Source organism: Bradyrhizobium sp. 23, from assembly GCF_023073295.1.
GTDB lineage: Bacteria > Pseudomonadota > Alphaproteobacteria > Rhizobiales > Xanthobacteraceae > Bradyrhizobium > Bradyrhizobium canariense_D.
The window spans coordinates 540,666-557,002 of the sequence record NZ_JADPJF010000151.1 but is presented as its reverse complement, the minus strand read 5'-3'; the positions used below and the strand labels follow the sequence as shown (position 1 = coordinate 557,002).

The window sequence follows — 16,337 nt, the reverse complement described above, 5'->3', positions numbered from 1 at the left end:
GGGCATCCACGTTCTGGACCTACAATCTGGACCTACAAAAAGGCGTGGATGGCCGGGTCAAGCCCGGCCATGACGGATGGAGTTTGTTAGATCAATCTCATGCGTTTTTCCCTGACAACCTGGAACATCAATTCGGTGCGGCTGCGCATCGATCTGGTCGCAAAATTTCTCAAGAGCGCGCGGCCGGACGTGCTGTGTCTCCAGGAGACCAAGTGCATCGACGACGCTTTTCCGCTGAAGCGCTTCAAGCGGCTCGGCTACGAGCATGTCGCGTTGAACGGCCAGAAGGGTTATCACGGCGTCGCCATCGTCTCGAAGATTCCGTTCGAGTCGAAGGACATCCGCACCTTCTGCGACAAGGTGGATTCACGCCACATCTCGGTGTCGTTCGGTGAGAGGGCCGGGATCGCGAAACCCCTGGTGGTGCATAATTTCTACGTGCCCGCCGGCGGCGACATTCCCGATCCCGCGCTGAACGAGAAATTCGATCACAAGCTCCGCTTCCTCGACGAGATGAAGGCGTGCGAGCCGTTGCATCCGCGCGGCGAGGATCGCCACATCCTGGTCGGCGATCTCAACGTTGCCCCGCATGAGAATGACGTCTGGTCGCACAAGCAGCTTCTGAAAATGGTGTCGCACACGCCCATCGAAACCGAGAAGCTGCAAGCCGCGCTCGCCGCCGGCGAATGGGTCGATGTCGCGCGCGATCGCATTCCGATGTCGGAAAAGGTCTACACGTGGTGGAGCTACCGCTCCGCCGATTGGACTGTCGGCGACCGCGGCCGCAGGCTCGACCACATCTGGGTCTCGCGCGCGCTGAAAGATGCGGTGAGTGATTTCAAGATTTTGCGCGATGCGCGGAGCTGGGAGCGTCCGTCGGATCATGTGCCGGTGACGGTGACGCTCGAGGTTTAATGTCGCTCTGGCGAAAGCCAGGCCCATTACACCAATCTTCGTTGTTGCGCGAGGACATCGGCAATCGCACCAAGCCAGAAACATTTGGGATGACGGGTCCTGGCCTTCGCCAGGACGACATCACGACGTCAGCTTCGCACCCGCCATCAATATATCGCTGGCGATCTGGCTGGAGCGCACCGCGAATTCGTCGCGCAGGCGGACGGCGGCGGCGGGGTCGCTTTCGAGCACACGCTGAAACAGGCTGCGCGCGACGCGGATGACGGAGGCGTGCTCGATCGCGATCGCGCTCGACGGCCGCTTCATCGGCACGATCAGCGCGAGCTCGCCGATCAACGCACCGGGACTTGCGATCATCTCCGCACCGGCGCCGTCGTCGACCCGGAAGGCGCCGCGCTGGACCACGAAGCCGGCATCGGCATCGTCGCCGAGATTGAACAAGACGTCGCCGCGGACGAAGTCACGCTGCTCGGAGCCGATCGCCAGCATGCGCAACGAAGCGTCTCCCAACAGGCGCAGTGTCGGGACACGCTCGAGAAGCGCTACATCATCGTCGATTGACATTCAGGTCCGGGGCTCAAGGGCACGCAATCTAAAACGATTCGCACGCCCCTGAAGCGTATCACGGCACCAGCTTGTAGCCACCGGCTTCCGTGACCAGGATTTCCGGGTTCGCGGCGTCCTTCTCGATCTTCTGGCGAAGCCGGTAAATGTGGGTTTCCAGCGTGTGGGTGGTGACGCCGGAATTGTAGCCCCAGACCTCCTGGAGCAGGGTCTCGCGCGAGACCGGCATCTGGCCGGCCCGGTAGAGGAAGCGGAGGATGGCGGTTTCCTTCTCCGTCAGCCGGACCTTGCGCGCATTGGCGGCGGTCAGCATCTTGGAGCCGGGCCGGAAAGAGTAGGGGCCGACCGAGAACACTGCGTCCTCGCTGGCTTCGTGCTGCCGGAGCTGGGCGCGGATGCGCGCCAGCAGTACGGCGAAGCGGAAGGGTTTTGCGACATAGTCGTTGGCGCCGGATTCCAGCCCCAAAATCGTGTCGGAATCGGTGTCATGCCCGGTGAGCATGATGATCGGAGCCTTGAACCCGCCCTTGCGTAAGGAACGGACCACTTCGCGGCCATCGGTGTCGGGCAGGCCAACATCCATCAGGACGAGATCGGGGGCATTGGCCTTCGCGGCGCTCGCGCCCTTGGCGCCGGTATCGACCGCGGAGGCTTCAAATTCTTCGTGCAGCGACAATTGCTCCACCAACGTATCGCGCAGATCGGTATCGTCATCCACGATCAGGATCTTGCGGGCATTGGCCATAGGGGGTCATCCTTTTGGGGTCCGGCGCGGCGCGCATCCATGCTGCACCCAGCCGAGAGGGAAGTTTAGGGGTCGCCGTTATTATTGTTGTTCGTCTTGAAGTAGTGGGCTGTTACCGATTCACAAGCCAGAACCACTCTAACCTAGAATAGCAGGCCGTTTTGATGAATGTCCTGTAATGAATTCGACATCGCACGTTCACATGAAAAATAAAGCTGCTTCAGCTAGTTACACCATGAACCGGAGCGCCGGGCCGCTCTCGGTGATCCGCGTTAAGCCTGCCGCCGGGAAGCCGCGCCGGGGCTGGCTGACCGCCGGAGCGCTGACGATTCCGGTGGCGCTCGGACGCGGCGGCATTCTGGCGAACAAGCGCGAGGGCGATGGCGGCACCCCGCGGGGCAGCTTCCGTCCGAGGCGATTGTGGTGGCGGGGCGACCGGCACAGCCGCCCGCAGACCTTCCTGCCGGCCCGGATCATCACCGGCGAGGACGCCTGGTGCGAGGATCCCAAGGACCGTCATTACAATCAGGGAATCCGCCTCCGCCAGGGGCAGGGCGGCGACCGGCTCAAGCGGGCCGACCATCTCTATGACTTCATCATCGAAATCGACCACAATACGAGGCCGCGGATCGCCGGCCGGGGCAGCGCGGTGTTCTTGCATCTGGCCCGCGACAATTTCGGCCCCACCGCAGGCTGCGTCTCGATGACCGAAGCGGCGATGCGACAATTGCTGCGGCGGCTTGGACCAAAAACAAAAATCATCATCGGATGAGGACACATGCTCGACAAGGATCAGATCGCCGCCGCTTCGCAGGTCCTGGTTAAACATTGGCGCGACGGCACCAAGCTTGACGCGCTGGAGCCAGAGTTGCGGCCTCAGAACCGCACCGAGGCTTACGCCGTGCAGGCTGCGCTCAGCGGGACTTTGTTCGGCTGGAAGATCGCGGCAACGAGCGAGTCCGGACAGAAGCACATCAATGTCGCGGGACCGTTGGCCGGTCGGATCATGAGCGACACCGTGATCGCCGATGGCGGCACCGCCTCGATGAAGGGCAACGCGATGCGCGTCGGCGAACCGGAGTTCGCTTTCGGCATGGGGCGCGATCTGCCGCCGCGCGCGGCGCCATATACTGTGGACGAGGTGCTCGCCGCCGTGGACAGCTTGCATCCCGCGATCGAGATTCCCGATTCGCGCTTTGCCGATTTCGCCAGCGCCGGCGAGGCGCAGCTCATCGCCGACAACGCCTGTGCGCATCTGTTCGTGCTGGGCGCAGCGACGAATGCGAACTGGCGTGCCATGGATCTCGTCGAAGAGCGGCCGCAGATCACGCTACGCGGCCAGCGCTATCTCGGCCACGGCAAGAACGTGCTCGGCGATCCCCGCATTGCCCTGGCCTGGCTGGCCAACGAGCTGCGTGGCCTCGGCATCATCTTGCGGGCAGGGGAGGTAGTGACCACGGGCACGTGCCATCCGCCGCTTCCGATCCAGGCGGGTGATCGGTTTGTCGCGGACTTTGGCGCGCTGGGGAAGGTGGCAGTGGGGTTTGAATAGGCCCCACATACACCACCGTCATTGCGAGCGCAGCGAAGCAATCCAGAATCTTTCCGCGGAGGGACTCTGGATTGCTTCGCTGTGCTCGCAATGACGAAATCGAGAGTTCGTATGGCGCTCTGCCGTCGCTAACGGCTCTCACCGGCGCCCGAAGATCGCACTGCCCACGCGCACATGGGTGGCGCCGAGCATGATCGCGGTCGCATAATCCGCGCTCATGCCCATCGAGAGCTTCTTCAATCCATTGCGCGCGGCGACCTTGGCGGTCAGCGCGAAATGCGCCGCCGGCGGCTCGTCTACCGGCGGGATGCACATCAACCCCGAGATCGTCAGCCCGTAGGTGTCGCGGCAGCTCGCGATGAAAGCATCGGCCTCGCCGGGCGCGATGCCCGCCTTCTGCGGCTCCTCACCGATATTGATCTGCACGAACAATTCCGGGTGCTTGTTCTGGGATTCGATTTCCTTGGCTAACGCCTGGCAAATGCTCGGGCGATCGACCGAATGGATGGCATCGAACAGCGCGACTGCCTCTTTCGCCTTGTTGGATTGCAGCGGGCCGATCAGATGCAGCGCGATATCGGGGTAAACAGAAGTTAACGCGGGCCACTTGCCTTTGGCCTCCTGCACGCGATTCTCCCCGAATACGCGCTGCCCGGCGCCGATGACCGGGGTAATTGCATCCGCGGCGAAAGTTTTCGACACCGCGATCAGCGTCACGGAGGCACGCTCGCGCCGCGCATCCTTGCAGGCGCGCGCGATTTCGGCTTCGACCGCGGCGAGCGCGTTTGGTGAATGGCCGGTTAGCGGCGCGGCGTTGGCTTCAGTCATGATGTCGCATCGGAGCTGGTTGTTGCGGAGCTAGTTCTAATTTTACCGAGTTCAAGAAAGAGTTTTTGAACCCCTCGCTTTACCTTAGCCGCGGGGTGGGCAGCGAAGATGTCAAACGTCAGTTTCAACCGCAAACGAGCGAAACTCAAGCAGGTTCTCGGAATCCGGGCGCGGCTTGCGTTGCTCGCGGTGATTCTGGTGACGCCTTTGATGTTCGAACGCATCCGATCGCTGGAAGACACGCGCACACGGCAGATCGCACAGGCCACAGCCGAATTCACCACCGTTGCAAGACACAGCGCCGATGCGCAGCGCGAGGTGATCTCGTCGGTCGAGACCATCCTGAAATCGGAAGCTTTCATCCGCGCCTCCGCCGGCGGCATCAGCAAGAGCTGTGACGTGCTGCGCGCGAGCCTGCCGTCGAACCTTCCCTGGATCCGCACGCTTCTGATCGCCGGCCAGGACGGGCGCATCCAGTGCGCCACCAACAACATGTATGTCGGCCTGGACCTCAGTGACCGGCCGTATTTCCAGCAGGCGCAGGAAACCGGCCGCTTCGTCCTGAGCGACTTCATCCTGTCGCGCCCGGTGCTGACACCGACCGTCATGGCGGTTTACCCGGTGTCCGCCTTCAGCGGCGTAGCGGATGCCGTCGTGCTCGCCACCGTCAACCTCGACTGGATGTCGAAGGTCATGAGCAATCTGGGGGGGCGCGCCGGCATCACGGCCGTGCTGGTCGACAGCACCGGCACCGTGCTGGCGGCACCGGCCGACCAGCATAGTGCGATCGGCCGTCCGCTCGACAACATGCCGCTGATGTCCGCGATCGCCGACAAGGCGCTGAGGTCTGACCAGGACGAAGGTTCACTCTCTTTCCTCGCTGCCGACGGCTCCCGCCGCGCGGTCAGCTATATCCGCATCGCCGGAACCAATGCCCGCCTGATCGCCAGCATCGACGAGGACAAGGTGTCCGCGGCCGTGAGCCGCGACATCCGCACCGCCTATCTCCAGCTCGGTTTCGTCGTCGTATTCGTGCTGCTCGGCGCGCTGATCGCAGCCGAGAAACTGGTGATCAAGCCGATCAGGATGCTCGCCGACATGGCCAAGCGTCTGGGCGAGGGCGATCTGTCGGCGCGTGCCGCGCGCAATCGCCTGCCGGCCGAGTTCGTGCCGCTCGCCCGCGCGTTCAACGCGATGGCCGCACAGCTCAGCCAGCGCGAACGCGAGCTGATGGCGAGCAATGACCGACTCACGGTGATGGCCTCGATCGACATGTTGTCGGGGCTTGCCAACCGCCGCGGCTTCCAGAGCCGCCTCGATTTCGAATGGATGCGCGCGCAGCAATATGGCAGCGACCTCGCGCTGTTGATGATCGACGTCGACCATTTCAAGCTGTTCAACGACACCTACGGCCATCTCGAAGGCGATTCTTGCCTGACCAGGCTCGGCGAATCGCTGTCCGGCATCGCCGCCGACACGATGGGCTTCGCGGCCCGCTACGGCGGCGAGGAATTCTGCCTGTTGCTGCCGAACACCGACGTGGCGCGCGCCGTCGAAATTGGCGAACAGGCGCGTGCGGCCGTGCTGAAGCTGGGCCTGCCGCACATCACCTCCGACCACATGATCGTCACCGTCTCGATCGGCGTTGCCGCGACCAAGCCCAACGAGAGCTTGCGTCCGGGCGATTTGATCGAAGCCGCCGACGCCGCGCTCTACGCCGCCAAGCACCGCGGTCGCAACAACGTCGTCGAGCATGGCATCACGGTGATCGACAACGGCGCGGCGGAAATGATGATGGCGGGCTGAGGGCTAACCCGCAGCCCGGACGCGATCGACCTCGCTCTCGGTGACCAGGCCCGGCGAGCCGAACAGGACTCTCCGTATTTTTGCGGAGCAGCCTTGCGGCGCCGCGCCGCCAGCGGCAACCCATTGACCCCCCGAGGACTTCTATGGCCTAGTCCGCCGTCTTTAGACGGCCAGATCCACGAAAACCCAACGATTCCATGACCTCCGAACGCTACAACGCCCGCGACGCCGAACCGCGCTGGCAAGCCGCCTGGGACCAACAGGCGATCTTCGTCTCCAAAAACGACGATCCGCGGCCGAAATACTATGTGCTTGAGATGTTCCCCTACCCGTCGGGGCGCATCCATATCGGCCATGTCCGCAATTACACGCTTGGCGACGTACTGGCCCGCTTCATGCGAGCCAAGGGTTTCAACGTGCTGCACCCGATGGGCTGGGACGCTTTCGGCCTGCCGGCCGAGAACGCCGCGATCGAGCGCAAGGTCGCACCGAAGGCCTGGACCTACGCCAACATCGCCGCGATGAAGAAGCAGCTCCGTTCGATCGGACTGTCGCTGGACTGGAGCCGCGAGATCGCGACCTGCGATCCCTCCTATTACAAGCACCAGCAGAAGATGTTTCTGGACTTCCTGCGCGAAGGCCTCGCCGAGCGCGAGAAGCGCAAGGTGAACTGGGACCCCGTCGACATGACCGTGCTCGCCAACGAGCAGGTGATCGACGGGAAGGGCTGGCGTTCGGGTGCCGTTGTCGAGCAACGGGAAATGAACCAGTGGGTCTTCAAGATCACGAAGTACTCGCAGGAGCTGCTGTCTGCACTGGATACGCTGGACCGCTGGCCCGACAAGGTGCGGCTGATGCAGCGCAACTGGATCGGCCGGTCCGAGGGCCTGCTGATCCGCTTCGCGCTCGACGCGACGACGACGCCGGCCGGCGAGAGCGAGCTGAAGATTTTTACGACACGCCCCGACACGCTGTTCGGCGCGAAGTTCATGGCGATCTCGGCCGATCATCCGTTGGCGCAGGCAGCCGCGGCTAAGAATCCGAAGCTTGCCGAGTTCATCGGCGAGATCAAGCGGATGGGCACGGCGCAGGAGATCATCGACACCGCCGAGAAGCAGGGATTCGATACCGGCATCCGCGCGGTCCACCCGTTCGATCCGAGCTGGAAGCTGCCGGTCTATGTCGCCAACTTCGTGCTGATGGAATACGGCACCGGCGCCATTTTCGGCTGTCCCGCACACGACCAGCGCGACCTCGACTTCGTCAACAAGTACGCTCTCGGCAACACGCCGGTGGTGTGCCCCGAGGGCCAGGATCCGAAATCATTCGTCATCACCGATACCGCCTATGACGGTGACGGCCGCATGATCAATTCGCGTTTCCTTGACGGCATGACCATCGATCAGGCCAAGGACGAGGTGGCGAAGCGTCTCGAGAGCGAGCTGCGCGGCAACGCGCCGGTCGGCGAGCGCCAGGTCAATTTCCGCCTGCGCGACTGGGGCATTTCGCGCCAGCGCTATTGGGGCTGCCCGATCCCCGTCATCCATTGCCCGAAATGCGACGTCGTGCCGGTGCCGGATGCCGATCTGCCCGTCGAACTGCCGGACGATGCGACCTTCGACAAGCCGGGCAACGCGCTCGATCATCATCCGACCTGGAAGCACGTCACCTGTCCGCAATGCGGCGGCAAGGCTAGCCGCGAAACTGACACCATGGACACCTTCGTCGATTCGTCCTGGTACTTTGCGCGTTTCACCGATCCCTGGAACGAGAACGCTCCGACGACGCCAGAGGTCGCCAACCGGATGCTGCCGGTCGACCAGTATATCGGCGGCGTCGAGCACGCGATCCTGCATCTGCTCTACAGCCGCTTCTTCACCCGCGCGATGAAGGCGACCGGGCACATCGCCCTGGACGAGCCGTTCGCGGGCATGTTCACGCAGGGCATGGTAGTGCACGAGACCTACCAGAAGGCCGACGGCACCTACGTCCAGCCGGTCGAGGTGAAGGTCGAGACCGGCGCCAACGGCCGCCGCGCCACGCTGCTAACGTCAGGCGAAGACATCCAGATCGGCCCGATCGAGAAGATGTCGAAGTCGAAGAAGAACACGGTCGATCCCGACGACATCATCGAGACCTATGGCGCCGACGTCGCCCGCTGGTTCATGCTGTCGGACTCCCCGCCCGAGCGCGACGTGATCTGGAGCGACGAGCGCGTCCAGGGCGCCTCGCGCTTCGTGCAGCGGCTGTGGCGGCTGGTGAACGATTCTGTGGAACCCGGCAAGGGCGCGCCGACGGCCCGGCCGGCCAGCTTCGGCCCGGACGCCACCGCCTTGCGCAAGGCTGCCCATGGCGCGCTGGACAAGGTCACCACCGGAATCGAGCGACTGCACTTCAACGTCTGCCTCGCCCATATCCGCGAATTCACCAATGCGTTTGCGGAGATCTTGCAACGTCCCGGCCAGCCGGCTCCAGATTTGGCCTGGGCGATCCGGGAGGCCAGCCAGATCCTGGTCCAGCTGTTCTCCCCGATGATGCCGCATTTGGCCGAGGAGTGTTGGCAGGTTCTGGGCCATAGCGGGCTGGTTTCCGAGGCCAATTGGCCCCAAATCGAACGCGATTTGCTGGTTGAAGACAGTGTGACCCTGGTGGTCCAGGTCAACGGTAAGAAGCGGGGCGAGGTCACAGTTGCAACAGCGGCCGAGAATCCGGAAATCGAGGCTGCCGTTTTGGCCCTCGATGCGGTAAAACTGGCCTTGGATGGCAAACCCGTCCGCAAGGTGATTATCGTCCCCAAGAGGATCGTGAATGTTGTCGGCTAGGATCCGCATCGCAGCCCGCTTGCTGGCGGTCGCCGCACTGGCGGCCATGACGGCCGGCTGCTTCCACCCGATGTATGCCGAGCACACCGACGGCACCCCCGGTCTGCGCGAGAAGCTGATGGGGGTCGATCTACCCCCGATCGCCAAAGCCAATGCCTCACGCGAGGCCCGGGTCGGCGTCGAGGTCCGCAACGCGCTGGCCTTCAAGCTCTATGGCAGCGCCACTGGCATGCCGCCAACCCACCGCCTCGAGATCCGCTTCGCAAGCAGCAAGACGTCGCTGATCGTCGATCCCAACACCGGCCTGCCCAGCAGCGAAAACTACGGCCTCGACGCCCAGTACAATCTGATCGAGGTCGTCAGCGGCAAGTCGGTGATGACAGGCACCACGTTCTCCCGCGTGTCCTACGACATGCCCGGCTCCTATCAGCGTTTCAGCCGCAACCGCGCGGTACGTGATGCCGAGGATCGTGCTGCCAACGAGATCGCCGAGAACATCACGACTCGACTCGCCTCGTTCTTCACCGCGGGCACTTAATTCATCCCGTCACCCCGGTTCGCCCGGAATGACGAGTCCCAGGCAACATGGTCGCGCTGCGCGGAAAAGAGATCGACGCCTTTCTCGCCCGCCCCGATGCGGGCCGTCCGATCATCCTGCTCTATGGTCCCGACGCCGGCCTGGTCCGCGAACGCGCGGATGCGCTGATCGCCTCGTCCGTCGACGATCCCAATGATCCCTTCTCGCTGGTCAAGGTCGATGGCGACGAGCTCTCCGCCGAGCCGTCGCGCCTCGTCGACGAGGCCATGACGGTGCCGCTGTTCGGCGGCCGCCGCGCCATCCGCGTGCGCGCCGGCTCGCGCAGCTTTGCCAGTGCTATCGACACGCTGGCGGAAATGGGCGTCAGGGATTGCCGCATCGTGATCGAGGCCGGCGAGCTGCGTCCGGAATCGCCACTGCGCAAGGCCTGCGAACGCGCCAAGACGGCCGTCGCGATCGCCTGCTATCCCGATACCGAGCGCGATCTCGCCAAGCTCATGGAAGACGAGCTCCGCATCGCCAATTTGCGCATCGCGCAAGATGCCCGCGCGGCGCTGATGTCGTTCCTCGGCGGCGATCGCCAGGCCTCCCGCAACGAGCTGCGCAAGCTCACGCTCTATGCCCATGGCAAGGGCGAGATCACGCTGGATGACGTGATGGCTGTCGTCGCCGATGCGTCGGAACTGAAACTCGATCCGATCGTCGATGGCGCCTTCGCCGGCCGGCCCGAGATCGTCGAGAACGAGTTTGCCAAAGCCATGATCGCCGGCACCTACCCCGGCGTGATCATCTCCGCGGCGCAGCGTCAGGCGGCGTGGCTGCACAAATCGGCGCTCGCAATCGCCGACGGCACGCCCGCATCCGCGGTGCTCGACAGCGGCTATCCGCGCCTGCATTTTTCGCGGAAGCCCGCGGTCGAAACCGCATTGCGCAATTTCAGCGTGGCGCGGCTCGCCGTCATCATCGAGCAGCTCGCGACCGCCGCGCTCGATACCCGCAAGCAATCCACCCTCGCCGCCGCCATCGCCCAGCGCACGCTGATGGCGATCGCCGCAAACGCGAAGCGGCGGAGCTGAGCTTCCCGCACTGTCCCCTCGTCATTGCGAGGAGCCCTTGCGACGAAGCAATCCAGAATCTCTCCGCGGAAAGATTCTGGATGGCTTCGCTGCGCTCGCAATGACGTGTGGATCGGCATGAGGTCCTGGCTTTCGCCAGGACGACACCAAGCGGCTACAGGGCGCCCTTCGCCAGCCGCCGCATCACCTCGTCGAGCTGATCGAGGTTGCGGTAGTTGATCTGGACCGAGCCGCCGGGGTCGCGGTGGCTCACCGTGACCTTGAGCCCGAGCGCGTCGCTGACGCGCTTTTCGAGGTCGACCGTGTCAGGGTCCTTTTCCTTCGCCCCCGTGCGCGCCTTCTGCGGCTTGCGCTCCGGCACGCCCTCTTCATGCGCCAACGCCTCGGCCTGGCGGACGTTGAGGCCCTCCTCGACGATGCGCTTGGCGGCAGCGAGCGGATCAGGCACGCCGATCAGCGCGCGGGCATGACCCGCGGTCAGCTCGCCGGTCGTGATCAGGGTTTGCACCTCGGCGGGAAGCTTCGTCAGCCGCATCATGTTGGCGATGTGGCTGCGGCTCTTGCCGACGACTTTGGCGATGTCGTCCTGGCTGCGTTTGAACTCGTTGGCGAGCGCGTGATACCCAAGCGCCTCTTCCATCGGGTTGAGGTCTTCGCGTTGCACGTTCTCGACGATCGCGAACTCCAGCGCATCGCTGTCGCTGATGTCGACGGGGACGATCGGCACTTCGTGCAGGCCGGCCATTTGCGAGGCGCGCCAGCGCCGTTCGCCGGCGATGATCTCGAAGCGGTCCTGCGCACCCTTCACCGGGCGCACCACGATCGGCTGGATCACGCCATGCTGCCTGATCGAATCGCTGAGCTCCCTGAGCTCGCTCTCCGAAAAGGTGCGGCGCGGGTTGCGCGGATTGGGCTTGATGAACTCGATCGGCACCTTGCGTTGCGCGCGCGGCCGATCGACATGCTGAGCCTCGCCGCCGACGTCACCGATCAGACTCGCAAGACCCCGGCCCAGTCGCGAACGCGCTTCGTCGGCCATCGCCAGCTCCCTTGGATTCACGCTGCACTCCAGAACTGAATTGTCGAAACTCGTAACTCGTAGCATCAACGCCGCTTCAATGCGTCGTCCGCAGCTCGCGCTCGCGCTGGATCACTTCGGTGGCGAGCCGCAGATAAGCTTCGCTGCCGACGCATTTGAGATCGTAGACGAGCACCGGCTTGCCGTAGGACGGCGCCTCCGAGATGCGCACGTTGCGCGGGATCATGGTCTTGTAGACCTTCTCGCCCATGAACTGCCGGACGTCGGCAACGACCTGGTTCGAGAGATTGTTGCGCGAGTCGAACATGGTCAGCACGATGCCGTGGATCGACAGGCTCGGATTGAGCGTCGAGCGCACCTGCTCCACCGTCTGCAGCAATTGCGACAGACCTTCGAGCGCGAAGAACTCGCACTGGAGCGGCACCAGGATTGCGTCGGAAGCCGCCATCGCGTTCACGGTGATCAAGTTGAGCGAGGGCGGACAGTCGATCAGCACGTAAGTGTAATCGGCGTCGGGCGAGACGTTGTTGTTGAGCGCGCTGATCGCATCGCGCAGCTTGTACGCACGACCCGGCGTGGTGCCGAGCTCGAGCTCAAGGCCGGAGAGATCCATGGTCGAGGGCGCGATATGCAGCCGCGGCACTGCCGTCGACACCACCGCTTCCCGCAGGCTCGCCTCGCCGATCAGAACGTCATAGGTCGAGCAGGAGCGGTTGCGGCGATCGATGCCGAGTCCGGTCGAGGCATTGCCCTGCGGATCGAGATCGACGATCAGGACGCGCTCGCCGATCGCAGCGAGCGCCGTGCCGAGATTGATCGCCGTGGTTGTTTTTCCCACGCCGCCCTTCTGATTCGCCAGCGCCAGGATGCGCGGATGGCCCTGCGGGACGGCGGCGGTCTGTTCTTGCTGCGGTTCGTCAATCACGCTCATCGCAAATTCCCCCACTCGGCCCCTGACGCCTCACCCGCGCCGTTCGACGGAAGCCAGCTCGACGATCCAACCGTCGCCTGTACGGCTGTGGTGGAGCTGCGGCTGAATATTCCAATATTTAGTGGCTTCGGTCAATTCAGACTCTACATCTTGACCCTTGAGAAACAACGCCTTTGCGCCCCGGCGCATCAGCGGCTCCGCAAAGCCGATGAGTTGATGTAGCGGAGCCAGCGCACGCGCGGTGACGCAATCGACCGGGCCGGTGATTCTATCCACATTATCCCCGATCTCAGCGAGATGTACGACTCCCGGAGATGTCGTGACGCGCACGGCTTCGCGCAGGAAGGCCGCCTTCTTGGCGATTCGCTCGACCAGATGGACGCTCGCCCCGGCCGTCCCGGCCATGGCGCAGGCCAGGACGATCCCGGGAAAGCCGCCACCGCTGCCGAGGTCGGCCCAACGTTTGGCCGATGGGGCGAGAGCGACGAGCTGAAGAGAGTCGGCGATGTGCCGGGTCCAGAGGTACGGCAATGTCGAGGGCGCGACGAGGTTGGTCTTGGCCTGCCACTCCCGCAGCAGTGCGATGTAGCGATCGAGCCGGGCTTCCGTTTCATGTGAAACAGGCGCGAGGTTGAGCGCCGCAACCTTGTCGGCTGCAATGACGACGTCCCACGATCGATCGTTGGCGCTGGCCTTGTCGATCTTTGGCCGGGCAGGCGCCGGTTCGGAGCGAACACCGGCACCCTCACCCGCCGAGGGTTTTCCTGAAGACGATCTGCCGCCGCCCGGCCCGCGCTGTTTCACGTGAAACCTATGCGATTACTTTGGAAGTCTTCCGCGCTTCGCGGCGGAGATAGGCCGCAAGAATGCCGAGCGCGGCAGGCGTCATGCCGTCGATTCGGCCGGCCTGGCCAACGGTGAACGGCCGCGCGTTCTCCAGCTTGGCCCGCACCTCATTGGAGAGACCGGGGACCTGCTGGTAATCGACGTCCGACAACACCATCCCCTCGTCCCGCCTGAAGGCTTCGACGTCCGCGCTCTGGCGCTCCAGATAGACATCGTACTTCGCGTCGATCTCGAGATGGGTGGCAATGACGGGATCAATGCCGGACAGCTCGGGCCAGATCGCACGGACCTGGCTCCAGCCAATATCGGGATAGGCCATCAGTTCGAAAGCCGAGCGCCGCTGGCCGTCCCGGTTCAGGGACAGACCATGCTTGATCGCTTCGTTCGGAGTGATCGTCAGCGACTTCGAGAGCGCTCGTGCCGCATTCAGGGCGTCCATCTTGGCGCGATGATGCACCGTCCGGGCGCTGCCAACGCAGCCCAGAGCGACGCCCTTCTCGGTCAAACGCTGATCGGCATTGTCGGCACGCAGTGTCAGGCGGTACTCGGCCCTGGAGGTGAACATCCGATAGGGTTCGCTGATGCCGCGGGTGACGAGGTCGTCGACCATGACGCCAAGATAGCCATCAGCTCGGTCGAACACTGTCAGCGCGGCGCCGCTCGCAGCCAATGCCGCGTTCAGCCCGGCCACGATGCCCTGGCCGGCAGCTTCCTCGTACCCCGTGGTGCCATTGATCTGGCCGGCCAGGAACAGACCGCGCAGGCGCTTGGTCTGGAGGGTCGGATCGAGCTCACGCGGATCGATGTGGTCGTATTCGATGGCATAGCCCGGCCGGACCATCTTCACCCGCTCCAGGCCGGGAATGGTTGCGAGAATGGCGAGCTGAACGTCCTCCGGCAGCGAGGTCGAGATGCCGTTGGGATAGACAGTGCTGTCGTCGAGCCCTTCCGGCTCCAGGAAGATCTGGTGACCGTCGCGATCGCCGAAGCGAACGATCTTGTCCTCGATCGAGGGGCAATAGCGCGGTCCGGAGCTCTTGATCTGGCCGGAGTACATCGGAGAGCGATGAACATTGGCCCGGATCACCTCATGGGTGGCGGAATTGGTTCGGGTGATTCCGCACTGGATCTGCGGCGTCGTGATCCGCTCGGTCACCATCGAAAACGGCTCCGGAGGCTCGTCCCCCGGCTGCATCTCGACCGCCGACCAGTCGATCGTCGTGCCATCCAGACGCGGCGGAGTGCCCGTCTTGAGCCGTCCAAGGGTGAATCCGGCGCGCTCGAACGAGGTCGAAAGGCCCATCGCAGGCGCCTCGCCGACCCTGCCGGCGGGCCAATTCTTCTCTCCGAGATGGATCAGACCGCGAAGGAAGGTGCCGGTGGTGACGACGACAGCCCCTGCCCGAAGCTCGCGGCCATCTGCCAGGCGCAGGCCGATCACCCGTCCCTCGACCACGATCAGCTCGTCCGCTTCGCCTTCGACCACGGAAAGACCCTCGGTCTCCCGGATCGCCGCCTGCATCGCGGCCGCATAGAGCTTCCGGTCGGCCTGCGCGCGCGGACCACGGACCGCTGGGCCCTTACGGCGATTGAGAACGCGAAACTGAATACCGCCGGCGTCGCCGACCCGGCCCATCAGACCATCGAGCGCGTCGACCTCGCGAACCAGATGGCCCTTGCCGAGACCGCCAATGGCGGGATTGCAGGACATCGCGCCGACCGTGGAGAAGCGGTGCGTCACCAGAGCGGTCGCCGCGCCCATCCGGGCAGAGGCAGAAGCGGCCTCACAGCCGGCATGGCCGCCGCCAATCACAATGACGTCGAAGCTCTCTCGCTCTGTGCGCATGGACGGACTTCTAGCTCAGAGGCGGGGAAGCCGGAAGCGGAAACTGGAAAGGCGGTTGTTTCACGTGAAACGGTGCAAGCGGAGCCCAGATGTTTTTCGCGAAAACAACCCCAGGCACAGTAGAACCGCCCTTGGAAAGATTATCATTTTCAGTGGGAGAAAACGGAGCTCCCGACGCATAAAGTGTCTACTGAAGGGCCGTAACGTCCAGATGCGGCCCGGTCTCGAAGCTCGATGGCAGCGGCATACTCCCATCATCGCGAGCGGAGTGATCCGGGATCTCTCCGCTCACCCGCTCCCTTAGCTGCCACGTTTGCCAGCAAATATGGGTAATGGAGTCACGTTTTACGTGAAACGTCTCGGAACGCGACCGCAGTGTTTCACGTGAAACGAAGAAGTGGAACAAAGGCTAGTTGTACAATGAAGAACTAGGGCTACTTCCCAACGCAGAACTTCTGAAAAATCGCCCCCAGTACGTCCTCGACATCCACCCGACCCAGCAGCCGGCCCAAGGCATAGGCCGCAGCGCGCAGCTCTTCGGCGGCAAGCTCCTCGCCGTCTTCTACAAGCTCCAGACTCCGCCGCAAGCTGTCCGACGCCCGGCGCAGCAAATCCCGCTGCCGGGCCCGGGTCACCAACGCGCCCTCAGTCGTTCCGAAGAAGTCGGCGGCGAATTTCACCATAGCATCGACCAGCGCGGGAATGCCGTCCCCCCGGCTGGCGGCGATTCCGAACTCACCGTACAGGCCGACGTCCTCGACCCCGCCGAGATCGATCTTGTTGCGCACGATCCAGACCGAACCGCCGGAGCGGCTGCCTGCATTGCCGG

Annotated in this window: 14 protein-coding genes and 1 pseudogene; 7 read left to right on the top strand and 8 right to left on the bottom strand. The window is 63.8% G+C overall.

The genetic code is table 11. The features are described 5' to 3' along the window. The first annotated feature begins 99 nt into the window (after positions 1–99). A complete protein-coding gene (xth, locus tag IVB32_RS39710) occupies positions 100–915 on the top strand; it encodes an exodeoxyribonuclease III (protein WP_247413110.1) in 816 nt (271 codons plus the stop codon). Between the two features lie 120 nt (positions 916–1,035). Here the strand turns inward: xth and IVB32_RS39705 are convergent, their stop codons facing one another. Further along, positions 1,036–1,479, bottom strand: a complete 444-nt coding sequence (locus IVB32_RS39705) for a cyclic nucleotide-binding domain-containing protein (protein ID WP_007598631.1) — start codon at positions 1,477–1,479, stop codon at positions 1,036–1,038. A 58-nt stretch (positions 1,480–1,537) separates the two neighbouring features. Continuing rightward, a complete protein-coding gene (locus IVB32_RS39700; RefSeq protein WP_007598630.1) occupies positions 1,538–2,224 on the bottom strand; it encodes a response regulator transcription factor in 687 nt (228 codons plus the stop codon). Positions 2,225–2,426: 202 nt separating this feature from the next. Here IVB32_RS39700 and IVB32_RS39695 point away from each other — a divergent pair, with 202 nt between their 5' ends. Together IVB32_RS39695 and IVB32_RS39690 are read left to right on the top strand one after the other, a co-directional pair. Continuing rightward, the gene (locus IVB32_RS39695) at positions 2,427–2,996 is read left to right on the top strand and encodes a L,D-transpeptidase family protein (protein ID WP_026233855.1); all 570 of its coding nucleotides are present in this window, start codon (positions 2,427–2,429) and stop codon (positions 2,994–2,996) included. Between the two features lie 6 nt (positions 2,997–3,002). Further along, complete coding sequence (locus tag IVB32_RS39690) at positions 3,003–3,776, top strand: fumarylacetoacetate hydrolase family protein (protein WP_018459652.1); 774 nt, start codon at positions 3,003–3,005, stop codon at positions 3,774–3,776. Positions 3,777–3,914: 138 nt separating this feature from the next. Here IVB32_RS39690 and IVB32_RS39685 read toward each other — a convergent pair whose 3' ends face one another. After that, complete coding sequence (locus IVB32_RS39685) at positions 3,915–4,604, bottom strand: YggS family pyridoxal phosphate-dependent enzyme (protein ID WP_018459651.1); 690 nt, start codon at positions 4,602–4,604, stop codon at positions 3,915–3,917. A 108-nt stretch (positions 4,605–4,712) separates the two neighbouring features. Between IVB32_RS39685 and IVB32_RS39680 the strand changes: the two genes are divergently transcribed. The 4 genes from IVB32_RS39680 (at position 4,713) to holA (ending at position 10,846) form a co-directional block, all read left to right on the top strand. Further along, complete coding sequence (locus IVB32_RS39680; protein WP_018459650.1) at positions 4,713–6,410, top strand: diguanylate cyclase; 1,698 nt, start codon at positions 4,713–4,715, stop codon at positions 6,408–6,410. A gap of 197 nt (positions 6,411–6,607) precedes the next feature. Continuing rightward, positions 6,608–9,232: a leucine--tRNA ligase gene (gene leuS, locus IVB32_RS39675; protein WP_018459649.1), complete on the top strand. Its 2,625-nt coding sequence runs from the start codon at positions 6,608–6,610 to the stop codon at positions 9,230–9,232. Next, positions 9,219–9,770, top strand: a complete 552-nt coding sequence (lptE, locus tag IVB32_RS39670; RefSeq protein WP_018459648.1) for an LPS assembly lipoprotein LptE — start codon at positions 9,219–9,221, stop codon at positions 9,768–9,770. The genes leuS and lptE overlap by 14 nt, the downstream gene beginning before the upstream one ends. Positions 9,771–9,817: 47 nt before the next feature. Next, entirely contained in the window at positions 9,818–10,846 is a 1,029-nt protein-coding gene (holA, locus tag IVB32_RS39665) for a DNA polymerase III subunit delta (RefSeq protein WP_018459647.1), read from the top strand. Between the two features lie 154 nt (positions 10,847–11,000). Here the strand turns inward: holA and IVB32_RS39660 are convergent, their stop codons facing one another. From IVB32_RS39660 to IVB32_RS39640, 5 genes and pseudogenes are all read right to left on the bottom strand, one after another. Continuing rightward, complete coding sequence (locus tag IVB32_RS39660; protein WP_018459646.1) at positions 11,001–11,885, bottom strand: ParB/RepB/Spo0J family partition protein; 885 nt, start codon at positions 11,883–11,885, stop codon at positions 11,001–11,003. A gap of 76 nt (positions 11,886–11,961) precedes the next feature. Continuing rightward, the gene (locus tag IVB32_RS39655) at positions 11,962–12,816 is read right to left on the bottom strand and encodes a ParA family protein (protein WP_018459645.1); all 855 of its coding nucleotides are present in this window, start codon (positions 12,814–12,816) and stop codon (positions 11,962–11,964) included. A gap of 30 nt (positions 12,817–12,846) precedes the next feature. Continuing rightward, on the bottom strand, positions 12,847–13,620 hold the full coding sequence (gene rsmG, locus IVB32_RS39650; RefSeq protein ID WP_018459644.1) for a 16S rRNA (guanine(527)-N(7))-methyltransferase RsmG: 774 nt from the start codon (positions 13,618–13,620) through the stop codon (positions 12,847–12,849). 7 nt (positions 13,621–13,627) lie between these two features. Next, positions 13,628–15,508 (bottom strand): tRNA uridine-5-carboxymethylaminomethyl(34) synthesis enzyme MnmG, encoded by a 1,881-nt coding sequence (gene mnmG / locus IVB32_RS39645; protein WP_018459643.1) that lies wholly within the window; start codon positions 15,506–15,508, stop codon positions 13,628–13,630. 434 nt (positions 15,509–15,942) lie between these two features. Further along, positions 15,943–16,337: pseudogene (locus tag IVB32_RS39640) on the bottom strand (tRNA uridine-5-carboxymethylaminomethyl(34) synthesis GTPase MnmE); the annotation flags it as partial.